The sequence below is a fragment of the Xanthomonas sp. WHRI 7065 genome (assembly GCF_040203115.2).
Lineage (GTDB): Bacteria > Pseudomonadota > Gammaproteobacteria > Xanthomonadales > Xanthomonadaceae > Xanthomonas > Xanthomonas arboricola.
On sequence record NZ_CP168194.1, the window covers coordinates 2,563,202 to 2,583,648 of the forward strand.

At 66.4% G+C, this 20,447-nt stretch carries 10 protein-coding genes; 8 read left to right on the plus strand and 2 right to left on the minus strand.

Features of this window, described 5'->3' with window-relative positions:
* The first annotated feature begins 327 nt into the window (after nucleotides 1-327).
* From ABQY64_RS10810 to ABQY64_RS10820, 3 genes are all read left to right on the plus strand, one after another.
* Nucleotides 328-4,269 (plus strand): amino acid adenylation domain-containing protein, encoded by a 3,942-nt coding sequence (locus ABQY64_RS10810; protein WP_374151292.1) that lies wholly within the window; start codon nucleotides 328-330, stop codon nucleotides 4,267-4,269.
* A gap of 167 nt (nucleotides 4,270-4,436) precedes the next feature.
* Entirely contained in the window at nucleotides 4,437-5,486 is a 1,050-nt protein-coding gene (locus tag ABQY64_RS10815) for a cupin-like domain-containing protein (protein ID WP_180968714.1), read from the plus strand.
* Between the two features lie 45 nt (nucleotides 5,487-5,531).
* Entirely contained in the window at nucleotides 5,532-6,062 is a 531-nt protein-coding gene (locus tag ABQY64_RS10820; RefSeq protein ID WP_102251965.1) for a nuclear transport factor 2 family protein, read from the plus strand.
* 30 nt (nucleotides 6,063-6,092) lie between these two features.
* Here the strand turns inward: ABQY64_RS10820 and asnB are convergent, their stop codons facing one another.
* Together asnB and ABQY64_RS10830 are read right to left on the minus strand one after the other, a co-directional pair.
* On the minus strand, nucleotides 6,093-7,925 hold the full coding sequence (gene asnB / locus ABQY64_RS10825) for an asparagine synthase (glutamine-hydrolyzing) (RefSeq protein WP_104573350.1): 1,833 nt from the start codon (nucleotides 7,923-7,925) through the stop codon (nucleotides 6,093-6,095).
* Between the two features lie 131 nt (nucleotides 7,926-8,056).
* Nucleotides 8,057-9,757 (minus strand): ATP-binding cassette domain-containing protein, encoded by a 1,701-nt coding sequence (locus ABQY64_RS10830; protein ID WP_102251967.1) that lies wholly within the window; start codon nucleotides 9,755-9,757, stop codon nucleotides 8,057-8,059.
* Between the two features lie 621 nt (nucleotides 9,758-10,378).
* Here ABQY64_RS10830 and ABQY64_RS10835 point away from each other — a divergent pair.
* Genes ABQY64_RS10835 through ABQY64_RS10855 form a run of 5 tightly spaced genes read left to right on the plus strand, consistent with a single transcriptional unit; the run spans nucleotide 10,379 to nucleotide 20,437 of the window.
* Complete coding sequence (locus ABQY64_RS10835) at nucleotides 10,379-11,461, plus strand: efflux RND transporter periplasmic adaptor subunit (RefSeq protein WP_180968715.1); 1,083 nt, start codon at nucleotides 10,379-10,381, stop codon at nucleotides 11,459-11,461.
* The gene (locus tag ABQY64_RS10840; protein ID WP_102251969.1) at nucleotides 11,454-12,134 is read left to right on the plus strand and encodes an ABC transporter ATP-binding protein; all 681 of its coding nucleotides are present in this window, start codon (nucleotides 11,454-11,456) and stop codon (nucleotides 12,132-12,134) included. The genes ABQY64_RS10835 and ABQY64_RS10840 overlap by 8 nt, the downstream gene beginning before the upstream one ends.
* Complete coding sequence (locus tag ABQY64_RS10845) at nucleotides 12,131-13,357, plus strand: ABC transporter permease (protein ID WP_102251970.1); 1,227 nt, start codon at nucleotides 12,131-12,133, stop codon at nucleotides 13,355-13,357. Before ABQY64_RS10840 ends, ABQY64_RS10845 begins: the two co-directional genes overlap by 4 nt.
* A 38-nt stretch (nucleotides 13,358-13,395) precedes the next feature.
* Nucleotides 13,396-14,637 (plus strand): ABC transporter permease, encoded by a 1,242-nt coding sequence (locus ABQY64_RS10850; RefSeq protein WP_102251971.1) that lies wholly within the window; start codon nucleotides 13,396-13,398, stop codon nucleotides 14,635-14,637.
* 16 nt (nucleotides 14,638-14,653) lie between these two features.
* Nucleotides 14,654-20,437 carry an SDR family NAD(P)-dependent oxidoreductase gene (locus tag ABQY64_RS10855; RefSeq protein WP_102251972.1) on the plus strand — a complete coding sequence of 1,928 codons (5,784 nt, stop codon included), beginning with the start codon at nucleotides 14,654-14,656 and terminating at the stop codon, nucleotides 20,435-20,437.
* Nucleotides 20,438-20,447: the final 10 nt, after the last annotated feature.

Below are 20,447 nucleotides of genomic sequence, written 5' to 3' on the forward strand. Positions count from 1 at the left end.
TCAGTCTGGCCGGCACGCTCACGCTCGACGGCGCCCATGTCCGCTGCAACGCGCGGCTGGATCTGGCCACGCTAAAAGGCACGGGTCATCTGCAACTGCTTGGCTGAGCCGAAGCCCGCTCCCCGGGCATAGCGCGAGAGTGCGATCATGAATTCTGAGGGCGGGCGCGCTTTGCCGCGCATCGGCATGGCGGGTGCTTGCGTTGTCGTCGGTACGCACGACTGCGTGGGCGAAGGCGATCGTCGCAGGGTGGATTCAAGCCGGATGTCGGCGCATGCCGATGCAGCGGTCGGTCCGGCGTTTCTCGATCGGCGCAAGGCCAGGTGATTGAACGATCACCAGCCCATCGAGCCGATCGCGATCGCCGACCGCAACAGGCCATTGCGGGCGTCGTTGGCGCAGCAACGGCTCTGGTTTCTTTCACGCCTGAAGGGGGCCGATCGCGCCTACTACATCCACGGCGGGCTGCGCTTGCGCGGCGCGCTGGATCGTCGTGCATTGCTCGATGCGCTGGATCTGATCGTTCAGCGGCATGAGACCCTGCGCACCACCTTCCGCCAGATCGATGGCGATGCTTATCAGTCGATAAGCGCCGCGGCGCACGCGAGCGTTCGCCAGCACGACCTGAGCGGCGTGAAAGACGCCGGCGAGCGCTTGCGCGATATCGTCGGGCACGAGACGACGCAAGCCTTCGATCTGGAGCGCGGCCCGCTGGTGCGTGGCTGCTTGATCCGACTGAGCGCGGACGAGCACGTGCTGCTCATCACCATGCATCACATCGTCTCCGATGCGTGGTCGATGGGCATCCTGACTAACGAGCTCGGCGCGCTCTATTACGCGCTGTCGCGGCACCAGGACAATCCGTTGCCTCCCTTGCGCATCCAGTTCGCCGACCACGCCGAGTGGCAGCGAGAGAGGCTCGAGGGGGCGCGGCTGGAACAGCAGTTGGCGTATTGGCGACGGGCACTGGCCGATGCGCCGGCGACGACCGAGCTGCCCGGCGATCGGCCACGGCCGCCGATCCAGAGTTATCGCGGCGGCAGCGTCGGCATCGAGCTGGATCCACAACTGGTCATTGCACTCAAGGCGTGCAGCCGGGCTCATGGCGTGTCGATGTTTACGACGTTGCTGGCTGGCTGGAGCGTGCTGCTGTCGCGCTTGAGCCGTCAGTCCTGCGTGTTGATCGGCAGTCCCACCGCAAACCGCTTTCGCAAGGAGCTGGAAGGTCTGATCGGGTTCTTCGTCAACGTGCTGGTGCTGCGCATCGATATCGACGCGGATGCGAGTATCGGCGAGCTGCTTCGGCATGCGGGCGAGCGCGTGCTGCAGGCGCAGCAACACGCCGACGTGCCGTTCGAATACGTGGTCGAAGCCTTGAAGCCACCGCGTAGCCTCGCACATACACCGCTGTTCCAGGCGGCGTTCGTCTGGCAAAGCGTACCCAAGGCGCATCTGGGCCTGCCGGGGCTGTCCGTGCAGCCGTTGGCCATGCCCGGCGATACCGCACAGTTCGACGTGACGTTGACGCTGGGAGAGTCGGGCGATCGCATCCTGGGCACGCTGAACTACGCGAGCGACCTGTTCGATGCGGACACGATCGCGCGTTGGGCCGCTGCGTACGCGCACGTGCTGCGGCAGATCGTCGAGGATCCGCAGCGTCCGCTCGCCACGTTGAGCCTGCTCGATGCCGCATCGCGGCGGCAGGTGGTGCAGGACTTCAACGCCACCGACCGCGCCTGTGCCGACGGATTGGTGCACACGCTGTTCGAAGCGCAGGTGGCGCGCACGCCCGATGCGATCGCCGCGGTCGATGCCAATGAGCAGGTCAGCTATGCCGCACTGGACCGGCGTGCCAATCGGCTGGCCCGGCATCTGCGCGCCTGCGGGGTCGGCCCGGAGCACCGCGTGGCGGTGAGCGTGGAGCGCGGGGTACCGTTGTTGCTGGCATTGCTGGCCACGCTCAAGGCTGGCGGCGCCTATGTGCCGCTGGACCCGGACGCGCCGCCGCAGCGCCTGGCCGAGATGTTGCACGACAGCCGGCCGACGGTGGTGCTGCAGACCCAGCGCACGCCGGTGCCGGCGCAGTTGGTCGGCGCCGCGCAGCAGGTGTGGCTGGACCAGCCGCACACCTGGGCGCAGTTGTCCGGTGCCGCCCTCGCGGTACCCGGACTGACGAACGCGCAGCTGGCCTACGTGATCTACACCTCCGGTTCGACCGGCCGGCCGAAGGGAGTGATGAACGCGCACCGCGGCGTGGTCAACCGGCTGCGCTGGATGCAGGACGCCTATGCGTTGCAACCCGGCCAGAGCGTCCTGCAGAAGACCCCGTGCAGTTTCGACGTGTCGGTGTGGGAGTTCTTCTGGCCGCTGCTGGCCGGCGCCCGGCTGGTGTTCGCACGGCCGGGCGGGCATCGCGATCCAGGCTATCTGCATGCGCTCATCGAGCGAGAAGGCATCGACACGCTGCACTTCGTGCCCTCGATGCTGGATGCTTTCGTGGAAGAGATCGGCGCCAGGGAAGTCGGCGCCGGGATGGAAGAGGTCGGTGCCGGTTCGACTTGCACATCGTTGACACAGGTGTTCTGCAGCGGCGAAGCCTTGTCGCGCGAGCTGGCGCAGCGATTCGCCGCGCGGTGGCCGCAGGTGGGCCTGCACAACCTGTACGGTCCGACCGAAGCGGCGGTGGACGTGACCGCCTACGCCTGCGCGCACCTGCCGCCAGCGGGCGAGGTGCCGATCGGCGCCCCGATCGCGAACGTGCGGATCTACGTGCTGGACACGCATGGCGCACCGGTCCCGATCGGCGTGCCGGGCGAACTCTACATCGGCGGCATCGCCGTCGCGCGCGGCTACGAAGCGCGCGCAGGCCTGACCGCCGAGCGCTTCGTGGTCGACGCTCACGGACCGACGCCGGGCGCACGGCTGTACCGCACCGGCGACCTGGGCCGTTGGCGCGCCGATGGCACGCTGGACTACCTGGGCCGCAACGACAGCCAGGTGAAGCTGCGCGGCCATCGCATCGAACTGGGCGAGATCGAAGCGCGCCTGCGCGACTGGCCGCAGGTCCGCGAAGCGGCGGTGGTGCTGCACGGCGCAGGCACACACGCGCGCCTGGTGGGCTATGTGACCGGTGTAGCCGCCCAGCCCCCCGACCTGGACGCACTGCGCCAGCACCTGCGCGCACACTTGCCCACACCGATGCTGCCGGCGGCGCTGGTGCTGCTGCCGGCGATGCCGTTGACTCCGAACGGCAAGCTCGACCGCAAGGCATTGCCGGCGCCGGACGCAGACGCGCTGCCGCTGCAAACCTACGTACCGCCACGCGGCGAGCGCGAACAGGCGCTGGCGCTGATCTGGCAAGACCTGCTGCAACTGCCGCACGTCGGTCGCCATGACCATTTCTTCGAACTGGGCGGCCACTCGTTGCTGGCGATGCGCCTGGTCGAACGAGCGCGCCACCAAGGCATCGACATCGCCTTGACCGTAGTGTTTGAAAACCCCACGCTCGCCGCGCTGGCCGCGCGCGTGACCGCAGTGCCCGTTCTTGCCTTGCCGCCTTGCGTGGTGCACATGCGCGAAGGCTCGCACGAACAGAACATGTTCCTGATCCACGACATCAGCGGCGATGTCGCCGCCTGCGTGCCTCTGGCGCAAGCGCTGCCGCAAGGCTGCTGCGTCTACGGCTTGCAAGCACGCAGCGATGACGCGGCTGCGCAAACCTCGATCGGCGCAATCGCCGAGCTGTACCTGCGCGCGGTGCGCGGGATCCAGGTTCAAGGCCCTTATCGCTTGGCCGGCTGGTCCCTGGGCGGGCTGATCGCGCAGGAAATGGCCTTTCAGCTCGAATCGGCGGGGCATACCGTCGACGTCGTCGGCATGGTGGACTGCGCGCTGCTGGATACCGAATCATGGCCGGACCAGGCCGACGACCAACTGCTAAGGCACCTGCGACCGCCATCCGAAGCCGTGGCAGCGGATGAAACGCATTCGGACGCCGCGCCGGACTGGGCTATCATCGCCCTACGTCGCCGACTGCTGCAGGCAGGAACAACGCATATGCCGAACGCGATCAATTCCCCGATCCAGTACGTCTTCGCTTCCGCGTCGATGGACACGTCGCAGGCGCGGGCTCACGCTCGGCGCCTGGGCGAGGACGTGACACTGACGGAAATGGACGCCGATCACTGGACGATCATGGCACCTGCGCGGGCCGCAGCAGTCGCGCAGGTGCTGGCCGCGGCACTCCGGCCGCCGGCCCGCGCGTCTTAGGAAGCGTTCCGTGCGCGCCGATACTGCGTTGCGCGCGTTGCCCCGGCCACCAGGCTGGGCCGCAACGCATGCCTTGTCTCGACGCACCACAGGACGCTCCGCACGCACCTCGAAGTACATCACGCGCGCTAGGCTACCGACGAACCGACGCGACAAGGAGTTCGAGCATGGACACTTTCGGCCCCAGGATGTTCGAGCGCCTGCACGACGCCTATCACGCCAGTGGCCAGCGGGGCGTGTGCGCGTTCGAGATCGACGGCCAGGCAGGTGAGCAGTTCCATGTCGTGGCGGACGCCGACGGCATCGCCTATGGCGACGGTGCGCATCCCAATCCGTCCAGTACCGTGCGCATGACGTCGGCGATCGCCAATTTCGTGCTCGACAGCCCCGAATCGATCGAGTTCCGTTCGCCGACGTTCGCTCAGCAGATGCAGGTGCAGGGCGACCTGAGCCTGGCGTTTTCGCTCGGCCTGCTGCTGCGCCGCCCGTCCGCGGCGACCGTGGCGAGATTCCAGGAGGCCACCCGCATCAGCGGCTCGCGCGCACCGGTCGCAGCGATCGAGCGCCTGTATCGGCCATCGACCGAACAAGTGCTGGCCTGCCTGGCAGAGCAGCGTCCGGTGGTGGTGGAAGGCGCGCTGGACGCCTGGCCACTGCCGCGCAGCCTGCAGGAGTTTGCCGAGCGGTTTGGGCATTGCGCACTGACCATCGATCCGCGCATCGTCCAGCAACGCGATATCTCGGACCTGGTGCGTGCGTTGGACGGCAGCGGGGCGGAGGACATCTACACCCATGGCTGCCAGATCCCGGCCGCGCTGCAGCAGGCCTTCGCGCCGCCATTCTTCGATCGCCACGGGCCGCCCGCGATCGCGCAATTGTGGATGGGGCAGGGCGGGGCGGGGACGCGGCCGGTGACGTTGCTGCATCGCGACGATCTGCACGGATTGCTGGCGCAACTGTACGGTTACAAGCGCGTGCTGATGTTCCCGCCCGACCAGGGCGAATTCCTGTATCCCTCGATCGCCTACACCAACAGCCAACCCTGTCGCGTCGATCCGTCCGCCGCCGACCACGCGCGGTATCCGCTGTATGCGAACGCGCGCGCCCTGCAGGTACGGCTCGGACCTGGCGAGATCCTGGTCAATCCGCTGGGCTGGTTCCATTGCGTGTTCGCCGAGGACAAAGTCGTTTCGCTCAGCTATTCGTTCCGCGCCTGATCGCACATTCCCAAACGCATTCACCATCGAACACAGGAGAGCGCAATGAGCATCGGATCCGTCACCCGCGCAATGGCCGTCGCCTGCTGTTTCGGCGGGCTGCTTGCGACCACCGTGGGCGTTTGCGCGCAGCCGGCCGCGCCAGCCGCACCAGCTGCGGCGGCCGCCGACAACGCCGTCATCCGGGAGCTGGAAGCCCGGCTGGCGACGGCGTTCGTGAAGAAGGACCTGGTCTTCCTGGACTCGGTCATCGCCGAGGACGTGATCTATGTAGGCTCCGACGGCGCGCGCATGAACAAGAGCGCGTACCTGGTGCTGGTGACCAAGGATCGCGTGTATTCGAGCTACGTCAACAAGACCATGGTGACACGGATGTACGGCGATTTTGCCGTCGTCAGCGGTCCGGAAAAAGTGGCCGGAGAATTCGGTGGCTGGAAGGGCCAGGTCGATGTGGTGACCACCCGGGTGTGGGCGCACCGCGCCAACAAATGGCAGATCGTGCTGTGGCAGGCGACCACCGCGCCGGCACCGCCGGCCGCGCCACACTCCCTGCAAAAGTGGCTGCATGGCGGCTGAGCGATTGCCCGCACGCCGGTCGCGGCACGCTCAAGCGTCCGCGTGCAGTGGCGAGGGCGCGGTCATGAAGCCGGGGTAATGCGTCTGGGCGGTGCGGCTGCCTTGGCGCTCGAAGATCGCCAACGCCATCAGCCGGAACAGACCGATGAGCGCGGCCGGGTCCGTGGCCGCCTGCTGCGCCAACTGCGCCGCCGCCCTGGTGTCGAACAGGCTGTCGGCAACGTCGACGTACTTCTCGACGAACGACGGCCACGCGTTGCGAAACAATACGAAAAACATCCGCGTGATCGACGAGGTGTCGTTACCCTGGAAAAACGGCACTTTCGGTCTCTGGCAAAACCGCTCGGGCATCCAGCGTGACGCTGCCTTGCGCACGATTTGCTTGTCCCAGAACAGCTGCGCATGCGCCGATTCCGGGATCGACCACAGGAACTCCACCAGGCGCGGATCCAGAAACGGCACTCGCGACTCGACCCCCTGGGCGGCGCTGGTGCGATCCTCGTGCCACAGGTTGTATCGCTGCAGTGAGCACACGAACGAGCGCATGAGCGGACGGTACGACAGCCGCTCGCGATCGCGCACGTTGTCGCGGTCGATCCAGTCGCGATAGGGCGGCGCGAACGCGGCCACGCGCTGCGCCTTCAAGTAGCCATCCCACGAGACATGCGGGGCTGCGTAACTGTTGGAATAACCGCCGGCGAACTCGTCGGCGCCCTGGCCCAGCAGCACCACCTTGAGCTCGGGCCGCTGCGTCTTCAGGAAGCGATGCGCCTCGTGCTTGAAGAAGATTTCCGGGTCCAGGAACGGCGTATCCATCATCCAGACGAAATACTCCAGTTCCTCCAGGCCGAGCGGTTGTTCGGCGAGGAAATGATCGGCGCGAAAGCGCACCTGCGAAAAACGCAGGCCGGCGTGCGCGGCCAGGCTGCGAGCCGCATCGGCATCGCCGGAGGCTTCGACCGTCTCCTCGACGATGTTCAGGCAATGGATGTCCGGGCGATAGCGCCTGGCGATGGCGGCGATCGTGCACGAGTCCAGGCCGCCGCTGAGGAAGATGCCGACCGGCACGTCGCTCATCAACTGGGCATGGACCGAGGCTTCGAGCAGGTCCGCATAGCGTTCGCACAGCTGTTGCGGGCTGGCCGCCGCTTCTATCTCGGTGTCTTCGATGCGCCAGTAAGCCTGCGGCCGCGAGCACCGGCCGTCATGCACCGTCAGATAATGGCCGCCCGGCAGGACGTCGACGCCCTCCACGTAGCTCGGCAGGCGCAGCGCATAGCGTGGATCGTGCATGCCGTCGCGCGGGCCGCCAAGGTGGAGATCGCTCCAGTCCAGTTCCGGCGAGCACTGCGGATGGGCGCGCAGCGCCTTGATTTCGGATCCGAACAGGAACGTATCCGGGCCGTCGCAATAGAACATCGGCTTGACCCCGAGATGGTCGCGCGCGAGCACCAGCTTGCGTTGCCCGATGTCCCAGATGCACAGAGCGAAGATGCCGTTGAGGCGGGCGAAGGCCTCGACACCGAATTCCTGGTATAGGTGGACGACGATCTCGCAGTCCGAATGGCTGCGGAACACATGGCGGTCGCCGAGCTGTGCGCGCAGCTCGCGGTGATTGTAGATTTCGCCGTTGACCACGGCCACGATGCTGCGCTCCTGGTTCCAGAACGGCTGCGCGCCGCCAGCCACGTCGACGATCGACAGGCGGCGGAACACCAGTGACAGCCTGTCGTCGCAGTAACGGGTTTCCTCATCCGGCCCGCGGCGCGCCAGCTGCAGGCCCATGCTGTGCAGGATCGACGCGCGCTCGTGCGCGGGTTGCGCCGCGCCGTGAAAATCCAGGAAGCCTGCAATTCCGCACATGGAGTCGTTACCGCCGTCGGATCGGTGGGTTCAAGCCGTTGGATGGATCGCCGGCGCGCCACTCGGGCGGTACGTGGTCCGTCACGGCCCCGCGCACACGCGGCCGGGATGGCGTTGCGCGATGCGGCGCGTCACAACGGCGCCGGCGCACGCAACGGCGCGGCGCTTGCGGCCGGATCGGCCGGGGCGAAGGCGGCGGTACGATCGCCGGCGCGCTGGCAAACTGGCGGGTTGCCGCGATCGAACACCATGCTGACGTCGGCGCGGTCCAGGAAGCGCAAATCGTGGGTGATCGCAATGACGATCTTGCCCGCCTGCTTGAGCCAGGGAAGCAGTTCGTCGTAGAACCAGGCTTTATGCTCGGCGTCCTGCTCAGCGGCGAATTCGTCGAACAGGATGATCTGGTTCTTCTCCATCAACAGCAGCAGCAGGGCGACGCGGCGTCGCTCGCCGGTGGAGAAGTGCGCGGCCTGCGCCAGCAGACTCTCGCGCGACAGCTGAAGGTGGGAGAGCCGGGTCCGGCCGAACATGTCCAGGGAGGTGTCGGTGACCTGGCGGTCGTAGTCGCTGCCCGACAGCGAATGGAACAGCGAAAAGTCGCTGAACAGGGCGGAGACGTTGGCGCGATACAGGTGGCGGTTGGATTCGTCGATCTCCACGCCGTCCACGATCAGGCTGCCGGCGCCTGGCACGTACAGGCCGCACAGCATCTTTCCGGCCGTGGTCTTGCCGCTGCCGTTGCCGCCGGCGATGAACAGCGATTCGCCGGCGTGCAGGGTGATGTCGATCGGACCGATGACCAGGGTGGGCTCGCCATCCTTCTGATAGGTATAGCTCAGCGAGCGCGCTTCGATCCGCTGGATTGCCGGCTTGTCGCCGGCTGCGTCGGCGCCGCCTTCGGCGTGCGTCTCCAGCTCTCGTTCCAGCAAGCCGGTGAGGTCGCGGATCCGGTTCAGCGCGAACGTCGCCTGCGCGTTGGTCTGGAATCCCTGCATCACCGCGATCAGCGGGGTAAGCACGAAAAACATCAGCAATGGCGCGGTATAGCCGATTTCCGGCCCGAGCAGGCCGATCGAGGTGCCGTAGATCATCAGCAGCGGCAGGCTGAAGATCCACACCGTGTGCAGGGAGCCGGACAGACTGAAGATCAGCGCCGAGCGCTGCTGCAAGGCGTTGATGCGCTGCTGGTTCTGCGACGCCGAGCGGGTCATCTGATCGCGCTGGCGTCTGCTCAGTTTGAGCTGCTTGAGTCCGTCGGCGAGATCCCGGCCGATGCCGGAGGCGATCTCGCGCTGCTTGCCCAGCAGTTCCAGAATCCGCGAGGCATACCGCCAGCACACGTGATGGGTGACGATACTGACGGCGGTCGCGGCGACCACCAGCACCAGCGCGATCGGCGACATCCAGCCCAGGTAGCCGAGCGCGACGGTGAGGAACACGAAGTTGCGCAGCACGCCGATCAGGCCCGGCATCGCCACGCCGACCTGGCCGACGTCTTCGCCGAGCGTGGTCAGCCAGCGCGGCGGCCCGATCTCTTCCAGCATCCTCAATGGGGTGCGAAAAATCGCCTGCAGTAGATCCTGACGCATCGTCAGCGTGCAACCGCTCACCAGGCGGTTGACCGCGGCCGACGACAGCAGCGTGGTCGCGATCACCAGCGCGATCAGCAACACGAACTGCGGCCACAGCAGGGCCACGTTGGACGGATTGCGCAAGGCTTTGGACACCAGCAGGATTAGCCCGAGGTTGCTGACCGCGTTGACTGCATCGCTCAGTATGCACAACAGGAAGAGTGGTGCCGACTGACGCCACATCAATGCAACGATACGCATGCCGTGGTGTCCCTCAGGAAGTTAGGCAAGGCAATGGCAGCTTGGCCACTGCATTACATCCGACGCAGCCGAACCGGTGCGCATCCCGGGCTGGTTCGCATACACGCGCGGACATGGGTCGAGCGCGGCGAGCACGAACGGCTCACAGGACGCATCTCGCGGGACATCTGTCGCAGCGGCTTCAGTCACCAGGCCAGCTCCTTCACCTTCGCAGTTCGTCCGATGATCTTGCGTGGGGCCGCTCGCGATCGGCGGCAGTGGTAAGCGCGGCCTCAATATACTGCAATCCAGGCAGCGAGAGGGCGCTCGAAAACGCTAGCGTCCGACTGCGACGACGCAAAGCGACGCCGCCCCGCGATCACTGCACGCGGCATGCGAAGCGAATGCGGTACTCGCTCTGCGCCGTCGCAGCGCCCGCCGATGCTGCACGGATGTGCATTTTTAGAGCTCCAAACTGCGCTTGCAAGCCCGCTTTCGAATGCATATGATCGGGCGATGGGATATACGGACAACCACTACCCCGCATGAGGGGACGCCGGTCGCCGCATTCGCAATAAGCGGCCTGCGCTGGGCGGTATTCGCCTCGCCATGCATGGATCTGCTTCGCTGCAAGCGTGCCCTATGACCAAGCGTTACGTGGTTCTTGCCTTGCTGATCGTCGCCATCGCGACGATCGCAGCTTTCGTTTTTAGCCGCCCCCCGCAAGAGCAGAACCAGCGCCGATGGGCCACGCTGGTGACTAAGCGCGGCACGCTGGAAGATTCGATCATCGCCATCGGTGCGATCAAACCCGACGTCGGCGGACAGGTCAAGGTCGGCTCGCAGATCTCCGGCATCGTCGAACAGTTGCGCGTCAATGTGGGCGACATGGTCAGGCAGGGCGACGTCCTCGCCGTCATCAACACCAGCCAGATGCGCGCGCGCATCGACGCGCTCGAGGAAGACCTGGCCACCGCCAATGCCGAGCACGCGTATGCCCAGGTGCAGTTGCAGCGTTTTTCCCAGATCAGCGATATCTCGCGCAACCAGGTCGACGGGTTTCGTCGCGATGCGCAGGTGCGCGCGTCCACGGTCAGGCGGGCGCAGGCGGAATTGCGCCAGGCGCGCATCGAATTGGGCTACGCGACCATCACCGCGCCGATTTCGGGGATGATCGAATCGGTCAGTACCTATCAAGGCGAAACGGTGGCTGCCAGCTTCTCGGCCCCGACCTTCGTCACCATCGTCGATCTTCAGCGCCTGCAGATCGAGTGCAATATCGACGAAAGCAGCATCGGCCAGATCCGTACCGGGCAGGAGGTCACCTTCACCGTCGACGCGTTCGCATCGGAAGTGCAGAAGGGCGTGGTAAGAGCGATCCTGCCCAAGGCCGAGCTTGTCAACAGCGTGGTCAACTACATCGTCATCGTCGAGATACTCGACAAGAAGGAGTTGTCGCTGCGGCCGGAAATGACTGCGCGGGTCAACTTCGTGCTGCGCTCCAAGGGTGGTATCGTGCTGGTGCCGCGCAGCGCCGTGATCCGGCAGGGCGGCAGCAGCTACGTTCTGGTCCGCGACGGAGAGGGCTGGACCAAGACCAGGGTCCGCACTGGTGCGGGCAATTCGCAGCAGGTCGAAATCAGTTCCGGTGTCGGCGCCGGCCAGACCGTCCTCGTGGATGGCCAGCTGTGGGTCGCGGAATACGGAGGCGGGGCAGATGATTGAGCTCAAGGACGTCAGCAAGATCTACCGCAAGAACGGCGAGGCGCCCGTCAGCGCCGTCGATCGATTGTCGCTGACGATCAGCAAGGGCGAGTTCATCGCGATCGTGGGTCCGTCCGGCTCGGGCAAGAGCACCCTGATGAACCTGATCGGCCTGCTCGACCGGCCCGATGCGGGCCAGTACCTGCTCAACGGGCGCGCGGTGCAGGGGCTGTCGGACAACGAGCTCGCCTCGCTGCGCAACGGCTTCATCGGCTTCGTGTTTCAAAGCTACCATTTGCTGCCGAGGACGACCGCGCTGGAGAACGTACAGCTGCCGCTGCTGTACGCCAACCGCAAGGATTTCAAAAGCCTCGGCGAAGCGGCGCTGGCCGCGGTAGGCCTGTCGGACCGCATGAGCCACTACGCGAGCGAATTGTCCGGCGGCCAGCAGCAACGCGTGGCGATCGCGCGCGCGTTGGTGAACGAGCCCAAAATCCTGCTGGCCGACGAGCCCACCGGCAACCTGGACAAGGTGGCGTCGGACGACATCATGAACGAGTTCCGCAAGCAGCACGACCGCGGCACCACCATCGTTCTGGTCACCCACGATCCGGAGGTCGCCAGGCGCGCGGACCGGGTCATCACCATCAGCGGCGGGGTCATCGTCGACGACGCCCAGGGGGTGCAGGCGTGAACGCCAGCCTGCTGTTGCGCATGTCGCTGACCCGGCTGCTGCGCTTTCGTCTGCAAACCATGCTGATGTCGATCGGCATCGTGATCAGCGTCTGCGCGACCACGCTGATCGCGCTGGCGCTGGTCAACACGCGCGACCGGTTCACCGTTTATTTCAGCCGGATTTATCCGACCGATGCGATCGTGCTGACCCCGCAGTCCGGCAACGAGACCTGGGATGCCGAAGGTTTGCGGCTGACCATCAAGGACATCGATTCGATCCTGGCCACGGTCAAGGAGATCCAGGACTGGGACCCGTTGGTGTTCAGCGGACAACGCGTGGTCAGGGTCGGCCCGAACGCGACCATGGCCTTGATCACCGGCAATTCCGAACGCGCCCAGCACATCCGCAACCGCGACGTGGACGCGGGTGAGTACTTCACCCAATCCGAGGTCTCCGGCCGCGCCCGCGTCGCCTTGCTGGGATCTTCGGTCGCAACGACGTTGTTTCCGAATGAATCGCCGGTCGGCCAGCAGATCTCCATCGACGGTATTTCGTTCAAAGTCAAGGGCGTGCTGGAAACCATCGGCCTGGATCCTCATGGCAACGATCAGGACGATTTTATCCAGTTGCCGTACACCACGCTGATGGATCAGGTCGAAAAAATCGATTCGGTTACCAGCGTCACGTTCGTGCTGTCCGATCCAGCGCGCATGAAGGAGGCGGCGCGGCGGATTTCCGAGGTGCTGCAAGAACTCCATCCCTACGATCCGGCTGCCGGCGATCCGTTTCCCATCGTGACACCGGTCGATATCCAGCATCGCCTGGACGATTCGTTCTTCACCATCAAGACATTCGTCGCGCTTGCGGCGGCCATCGGCTTCGCGCTGTCGGGCGTGGTGATCGCCATGGTCATGGTGATGAGCATCAAGGCGCGCACCGCCGAGATCGGCCTGAGAAAGGCGATCGGCGCGCGCAGCAGCGACGTACAGTGGCAGTTGCTGATCGAAGCGGTGCTGGTGGCGGTGACGGCTTCGTTGGCCGGATTGTTGCTGGCCAAGATCATCGTTCTGGCCACCGCGTCGATGCTGCTGGAAAAATTTGGGCTGGTGATGCACAAAACCCCGTTCCTGGTGATCCTGGCCCTGGTCGCCGCCGCCGTCGCCACCGCCGCGCTGAGCACCCTGCTGGTCGCCAGGCGGGCCGCAAGACTGGATCCGGTGATCGCTCTACGTCAGAAATGAACACGAGCGGCTCACTCTGCCCATAGGAGCACCACTGGATGGCCGCGTCGGTTTTCCTACAGCGATTGCGCCTGCAAGCAACGATCCTGTTCATTGCCTTGCGCGTGTCGGGGTTGCGCTCGCTGCTGGCGATCTTCGCCATCGCCATGGGCAGCGCCGCGGTGATGATGATCATGGCCTCCAGCGCGGGTACCCAGCGCCGCTTGCAAGCGCTGACCGAGGTGGTCGGCAAGAACATGTTCATGGTCCAGACCGGGCGGTCGAGCATCGCCCGGTCCGGTGCCGTCGCCGATGCCAAGCTCACTCTCGCCGACGCAGATGCAATCGGCTACGAAGTTGCCGGCGTGCAGCGCGTGCTGCCCGTACTGCAGCGCAACAGCGTAGTGGTGAAGAACACCCGAAAAAGCTTTCCCACCACCGTGCTCGGCGTGACCGAGCAATACTTCCAGGCCAGGAAATGGAAGCTCGGCGAAGGCCGGCTGATCGACGATCTCGACGACCGCCGCATGGAGCGGGTCGCGGTGGTCGGCGCGGGCGTCGCCCGCTCGGTGCGCGCCGGGGGCTCCCTGGTCGGCGACATGTTGATCGTGGCCGGCGTGCCGTTCATGGTGATCGGGGAGTTGCGCGAAAAGGGGCTGGGGCCGGACGGCAAGAGCGAGGACACCAACGTATTCGTGCCGCTGCAGACCTCTCTCAGGCGACTGTACAACGTCGAAAGCCTGTCGCATCTGCTGGTGCAGACGCGCGACTGGCAGCAGATGCCCGCGGTGGAAGCGGCGACTGCGCAGATCCTGCGCAGGTCGCGTGGGATGCGGGCCAACGGCGAGGACAATTTCGAGATCCTGGGGCTGGTCAGGCAGAACGAAGCCACCCGGGTCAGCAACGCGCTGATCGGCAGAATCGGGCAATTCCTGGCGGCCACGCTGCTGATACTCGGTGGCGTGGGCATCTTCACGGTCACCTACTTCAACGTGACCCAGCGCAAGTCGGAAATCGGATTGCGACGTGCGCTGGGCGCCAAGAAACGCGACATCGCCGCGATGATTGCGACCGAGGCCTGCCTGTTGAGCGTGATCGGCGGGTGCATGGGCGTGGCGCTGGGCGCCCTGGCCGTGTTCGTGCTCGGTCGCTGGACGGAGTGGCCAGTTAGCGTGCAGCCTGCGGTGGTGATCAATCCGCTGCTGATCGCCATCGCCATCGGTTTCGTATTCGGCGTGCTGCCTGCGCTGCGTGCCTCCCAACTCGCACCCGTCGAAGCGCTACGCGCCGACGGCATCTGATATCAGGAGAACCTCGATGGGCTCGTACCAGATGCCGCGATGGATCAGCCGTTATTGGAAGGATCCGTCGGCACGGGGCGGCCGCGAGGAGCGCGAGGTGCAGGCCGCGGGCGAGCCGATCGCAATCATCGGCGTCAGCGCCGCGCTGCCGCTGGCCGCGGACCTGGATGAATTCTGGAGCAATCTGATCCAGGGCAGGGACTGCATCACCACGGTGCCACCGGGCCGCTTCGAGTGGGAATCGGTGCGCGGCGACTCCGAAGAACTCGGCATCGAAATGCGCAAGGGCGGATTCATCAGCGGCATCGACGAATTCGACCCTCTATTCTTCAACATCTCTCCTCGCGAAGCCGCGACCATGGATCCGCACCAGCGCCTGCTGCTGATGCACGCATGGCGCGCGATCGAGGACGCCGGCTACGCGCCGCGTTCGCTGGCCGGCAGCGATACCGGCGTATTTATCGGCCTGCAGGTGCACGATTACGTCCGCGTCATCGCCCGCGCCGATCGCCCGGCGGAGGGATATACCTCGACCGGCCTGCTGTCGTCGGTCACCTCCAACCGGATCAGCCATCACCTGGATTTCCGTGGCCCCAACGAGGCCATCGATACGGCGTGTTCGAGTTCGCTGGTGGCGCTGCATCGCGCGGTGCGCGCGATCCAGAGCGGCGAGTGCGAGCTGGCACTGGCCGGAGCTGCCCACCTGATGTTGACGCCGTACCTCTATGGCAGCTACGCACGCGCCGGCATGCTGAGCCCGGATGCGCGCTGCAAAACCTTCTCTAGCGAGGCCAACGGCTACGTACGCAGCGAGGGCATCGGCCTGTTCCTGCTCAAGCGGCTTTCGCTGGCGGTACGCGATCGCGACCATATCCACGGTGTGATCCGTTCCACCGTCGAGAACCACGGCGGCGCGGCGCGCTCGTTGACCGCGCCGAACCCGCGTGCGCAGGCCGACCTGATCTATCGCGCGTATTCCCTGGTCGATGCCGATCCTCACAGCATCGGCTACATCGAATGCCATGGCACCGGAACCCCACTCGGCGACCCGATCGAGGTCGAAGCGCTGAAGTCGGCGTTCGACCGGCTGAGCGATCGCTACGGTGTCGTGCCGCAGACGGGGTATTGCGCGCTGGGATCGGTGAAAGCAAACATCGGCCACCTGGAGATCGCCGCGGGCATCGCCGGTCTGATCAAGGTATTGCTGCAGCTCAGACATCGGACCCTGGCACCGACCCTGCACAGCCAGCCGCGCAATCCCTACGTGGTGACCGACGGCAGCCCGTTCTACGTGGTCGAACAGTCGCAGCCGTGGCAGGCGCCGCAACGCGACGGTGCACCGGCGCCGCGCAGCGCCGGCGTGAGTTCGTTCGGCTTCGGCGGAGTCAACGCCCATGCGCTGGTCGAAGAGTATTGCGCGCCGCCGCGCGCGCCGACATCGGCGCGGTGTTTCCCTGTGCTGCTGTCGGCGCGCAGTGCGCAAGCCTTGCAGGCTCAGATCGCCGCGCTGCTGAAGGCGGTCGAGGACAAGCCGGCCGGCGCGAACGCATTGCTCGACATCAGCCACACCCTGGCCTGCGGACGCGAAGCCATGGCCCACCGCCTGGGCTTCGTCGCCGATTCGCACCAGGCGTTAACCGGATGCCTGCGCGCGCTCGGCGAAGACATAGCACCGGAGCAGGTGCACCACGGTCACGTCGATCTGCACCGGCCACCCGCCGGCGGCGACGTACCGGCGCAAGCCGTGCTCGAAAGCGCGCTGGTGTCCGCGCAGGTCGCCACGCAGCTGGTGCGACGCTGGGTCCAGGGCGAGGCCATCGACTGGAGCACCGTCTTCGGCGCGCATGCGCCGCACCGTTGCAGCCTGCCGACCTACGCCTTCGAGATGCGCCGGTTTCCATTGCCGCAATCGACTTACCCAGCGGGCACCGCGGCCAAATCCGGCGGCTTGCGTCTGTCGGGCGAGCAGGTGTTGCTGCGGCGGCTGGATCTTGCCCTGGACGGCGACGAGACCTATCTGACCGATCACATCATCGATGGCGCGCGGCTGTTGCCGGCCGTGGCCTATCTGGAACTGGTCCGGGCGGCGCTCGAGTACGCAGCGCCGGAGCGTGCGGGAGCGGACCAGCCATCGGCCGCACCGCGCTCGATCCGATTCGACCAAGTGCGGTGGCTGGCGCCGTTCGCGCCTGCCGGTGCGGCGTCGTTGTCGGTGTGGCTGCATGGCGATGCATCTGCACCAATACGCTTCGAAGTCGGCGCCCATGGCGAGCGCCAGGCACCGGACGTCGTCTACGCCAGCGGCACGATCGCGCGCGAGGCGGCGGTCGATCGCCCACAGGTGGACATCGCCGCGGTCCGCGCGCGTTGCCGGCATGCGACCCATGCGTCGGCGCAGTGCTATGAAGCGTTCTCGCACATCGGTTTCGACTACGGATCCAGCCATCGCACCATCCGCGAAGTGCAGCTCGGAGACGGCGAAGCCGTGGCGCGGCTCGCGCTCACCGGCACGCCGAGCGCGGGGCTCGCCCTGGATCCGGGAATACTCGATGGTGCCCTGCAGAGCGTCATCGCCTGCCATCTCGATGCGCGCACCGCCTGGCGACTGGCGCCGGGCGCGCGGCCTTCGCGTTGCCGGCACGTGCAGGTGTTGCATGCCAGTACGGCTGCGGCCTGGGCGGTGGTGCGCTGGGATGCCACGGCCGCCGTCAGCGGCGCTCATACGGCGTTCGATATCGATCTGTGCGACGACGACGGCACGCTGTGCGTGCGCTTCAGCGACTTCGCGTTTCACCCCGCGGCGCAGGAGCGGCTGCTGGTGCACGACGAGATCGCATCGACCGTGCCGGCCGATGCGGCCGACATGGCATCGCAAGGCCTGTTCGTGGCGCCGGCGTGGATACCGGTGGATTCCGGCGGCGATCGGGTCGCGAGCGACGGCGTGATGTTGGTGATAGGCGGCACGACCCAGGCCCGTGCCGCTCTTGCCGATTGCGATGCTGGCATTCGCTTCCTGTCCGCGGAGGTAATCGACGACGCACAACGCTTGCGGCGCGCGATCGCCGAACGCAGCGACATCCGCCGGCTGCTGTGGCTGGTCGACGACGACGCGCTCGCATTGACCGATGACGCGATGCTCGACGCGCAGACGCGCGGCGTGTTCCGCTGCCTCACGCTTGCGCAGGCCTTGCTGGCCGCAGGCTACGGCCACCGTTGCATCGACTGGCTGACGCTGACCCGATCGACACCCGCGCCAGCCAGCGCCGCCCGGATCGATCCGGTGCATGCCGGCCTGCAAGGCATGATCGGCAGCATCGCGCGCGAGTACCCGAACTGGCGCGCGCGGCTCATCGACGTGCCGGCGGACGCGTCGCTACCGCTGCACGCGTTGACCCGCGCGGATTTCGAACGCGGCCCGGTGCTGGCGTATCGCAACCATGGCTGGTACGAACGCCGCGCCTGCGTGGTCACCGACCCGCCGCAGGACGAATACATCGTCGCGGCGGAATCGGTCTGTCTGATCATCGGCGGCGCCGGCGGCCTCGGCCAGGCCTTCAGCCGTGCGCTGCTGCAGCGCACGCCCGATCTCCAGCTGGTGTGGATGGGACGGCGGCCGCAAGCCGCGATCCAGGCCGGCATCGACGCGCTCGCCTCGCTGGGGCCGCGCGTGCACTACATCCAGGGCGATGCCGCCGACCGCGCAAGCCTGGAACGCGCGCGCGACGCGATCCAGGCGCGTTTCGGCAAGATCGATGGCCTGATCCACGCGGCCATGACGCTGGCCGACCGCTCGGTGGAGCGCCTGTCCGCCGACGAACTGCGCGAGGTGCTCGCGCCCAAGGTCGCCGGCTGCGTGCGCCTGGCCCAGGTATTGGATCCCGACCGCCTGCGTTTTGCCCTGTTCTTTTCCAGCATGAACGCGTTCGCGACCTTGCCGGGGCAAAGCAACTACGCCGCCGCGAGTTGTTTCGAAGACGCGTTCGCGCTGGCCTGGGGCGCGGCGGCGCGCTGCCGCGTGCGCGTGGTGAACTGGGGGTATTGGGGCGAGGTGGGCGCGGTCGCGTCCGAATACCACCGCACGCGCATGGCCAAGGCCGGCATCGCGGCGATCCAGGCGCCCGAAGCGGTCAATGCCGCCTTGCGCATGTTGAACGCGCCATTGATGCAGTACGGCTACCTGCGGGTACAGGATCGTGCCGGTCTGGCGGCGATCGGTGTCGACCAGGACCACCGCCTAGAGATCCAGCCGCGTTCGCTCGTAGCGGACGCCACCGCGCCGCAGGCGGAAACGCCACTGGCCGGTGCGGACGCGCTGATTGCCGAGGATGCGGCGCTGGAGCAAGCGATCGTCGCGGTGCTGTGGTCGCAGTTGCGCGCACTGTGCGATTTCGCTGCACCGCGCGCCGCGGAGACCATCCGTTGCGACGCCCGCATTCTCGATGCCTACCGTCCATGGTTCGAACGCTCGCTGGACGAACTGGTCCGGCATGGTTACCTGCAACGCAGCCACGACGGCGTATATGCCGCGACGGCCGTCGACAGCGCGCCCGCGCAGGCCTGGGCGCGATTACGGGAAGCGCGCGGAAACATCGCGCTGCGCGCGTATGCGCAGACCATGCTGGAGGCGCTCGCGGAGGTCCTGACAGGCCGCCGTTCGGCGGTCGACGTCGCGTTCTCCGAGCGCACGTCGATCGCGGCGGCGGACAGCTACTTCAACGATCCGGCGCTGCGCCATTGCAGCGTGGTGATCGCCGACATCGTCGCCGAGCGCGTCGCACGCCTGCGTCGGCATCAGCCCGGCGCCAGGATCCGCATCCTCGAAGTCGGCGCCGGGCGCGGTGCCACGACGCGCCGTGTGATCGACGCGCTGCGCGCACAACCCGATGCGATCGACGAATACGCATTCACCGATCTCTCCGCCGCGTTCCTCGCCTCCGATCGCAAGGCCGCGCTGAGCCTGCCGGGCTATGTCGACTACCGCACGTTCGACGTCGAGCGCGATCCGCAGGCACAAGGCCTGGAGCCAGGCAGGTACGACGTCGTCATCGCCGCCAACGTCCTGCATGCGACCCAGGATATCGAACGCGCGCTGGCCCACTGTAAGGTGTTGCTCAAGCGCGACGGAGCGCTGCTGGTGCAAGAGCTGACCCAAAATCCGGTCTACACCCACGTGACCTACGGTTTGCTGGAGGGCTGGTGGCGCTTCACCGATTCCTGGCTGCGCCTGCCGGGCGGACCGGCGCTGTCGCCGCCGACCTGGGCCGCGCTGTTAGCGCAGGCGGGCTTTCGCATGGTCTGCTTTCCCGCCGCATCCGCGCATGCGCACTCGCACCAGGTGGTGTTCGCCGAAAGCGACGGCATCTGGCTGCGGCCCGTCTCCACACCCGCGAGCACAGCGACACGCGCGGTCGAACCCTCCGCCAAGCGCGAGGTCGCGTCCGCGGACGCGGCACACGCCATTTCCGCCATCGGTGACAGGCAAAGCCAGATGGAGCAGATCCTGGCACGGCTACAGGCGACCGCGGCGGAAGTGCTGGAAGTCGACGAAGCCGTGTTCGCCAACGATTCGCAGCCTTTCGCCGAAGTGCTGCTGACCGAGTACGGGATGGATTCGCTGTCCTCGATCAACCTGCGCAACGCCCTGCGCCAGCGCTTCGGCATCGACGTGCCTACCCAGCAATTGCTGGGCGAGAAGACGTCCACGATCGCCGATGCGATCTACGAACAAATGCTGATGCAACGGCTGGTGTCGCCCGGGCAGCCGCAGGATGCGGCGCAGTCCGAAACCTTCGTTTTTTGAGCCGGACCAC

Excerpts from the sequence above, each read along its gene's own strand:
- ABQY64_RS10835 (WP_180968715.1), top strand. The coding sequence starts at position 10,379 with ATGACCAAGCGTTACGTGGTTCTTGCCTTGCTGATCGTCGCCATCGCG.
- ABQY64_RS10820 (WP_102251965.1), top strand. The coding sequence starts at position 5,532 with ATGAGCATCGGATCCGTCACCCGCGCAATGGCCGTCGCCTGCTGTTTC.
- asnB (WP_104573350.1), bottom strand. The coding sequence starts at position 7,925 with ATGTGCGGAATTGCAGGCTTCCTGGATTTTCACGGCGCGGCGCAACCC.
- ABQY64_RS10815 (WP_180968714.1), top strand. The coding sequence starts at position 4,437 with ATGGACACTTTCGGCCCCAGGATGTTCGAGCGCCTGCACGACGCCTAT.
- ABQY64_RS10850 (WP_102251971.1), top strand. The coding sequence starts at position 13,396 with ATGGCCGCGTCGGTTTTCCTACAGCGATTGCGCCTGCAAGCAACGATC.
- ABQY64_RS10840 (WP_102251969.1), top strand. The coding sequence starts at position 11,454 with ATGATTGAGCTCAAGGACGTCAGCAAGATCTACCGCAAGAACGGCGAG.
- ABQY64_RS10830 (WP_102251967.1), bottom strand. The coding sequence starts at position 9,757 with ATGCGTATCGTTGCATTGATGTGGCGTCAGTCGGCACCACTCTTCCTG.
- ABQY64_RS10855 (WP_102251972.1), top strand. The coding sequence starts at position 14,654 with ATGGGCTCGTACCAGATGCCGCGATGGATCAGCCGTTATTGGAAGGAT.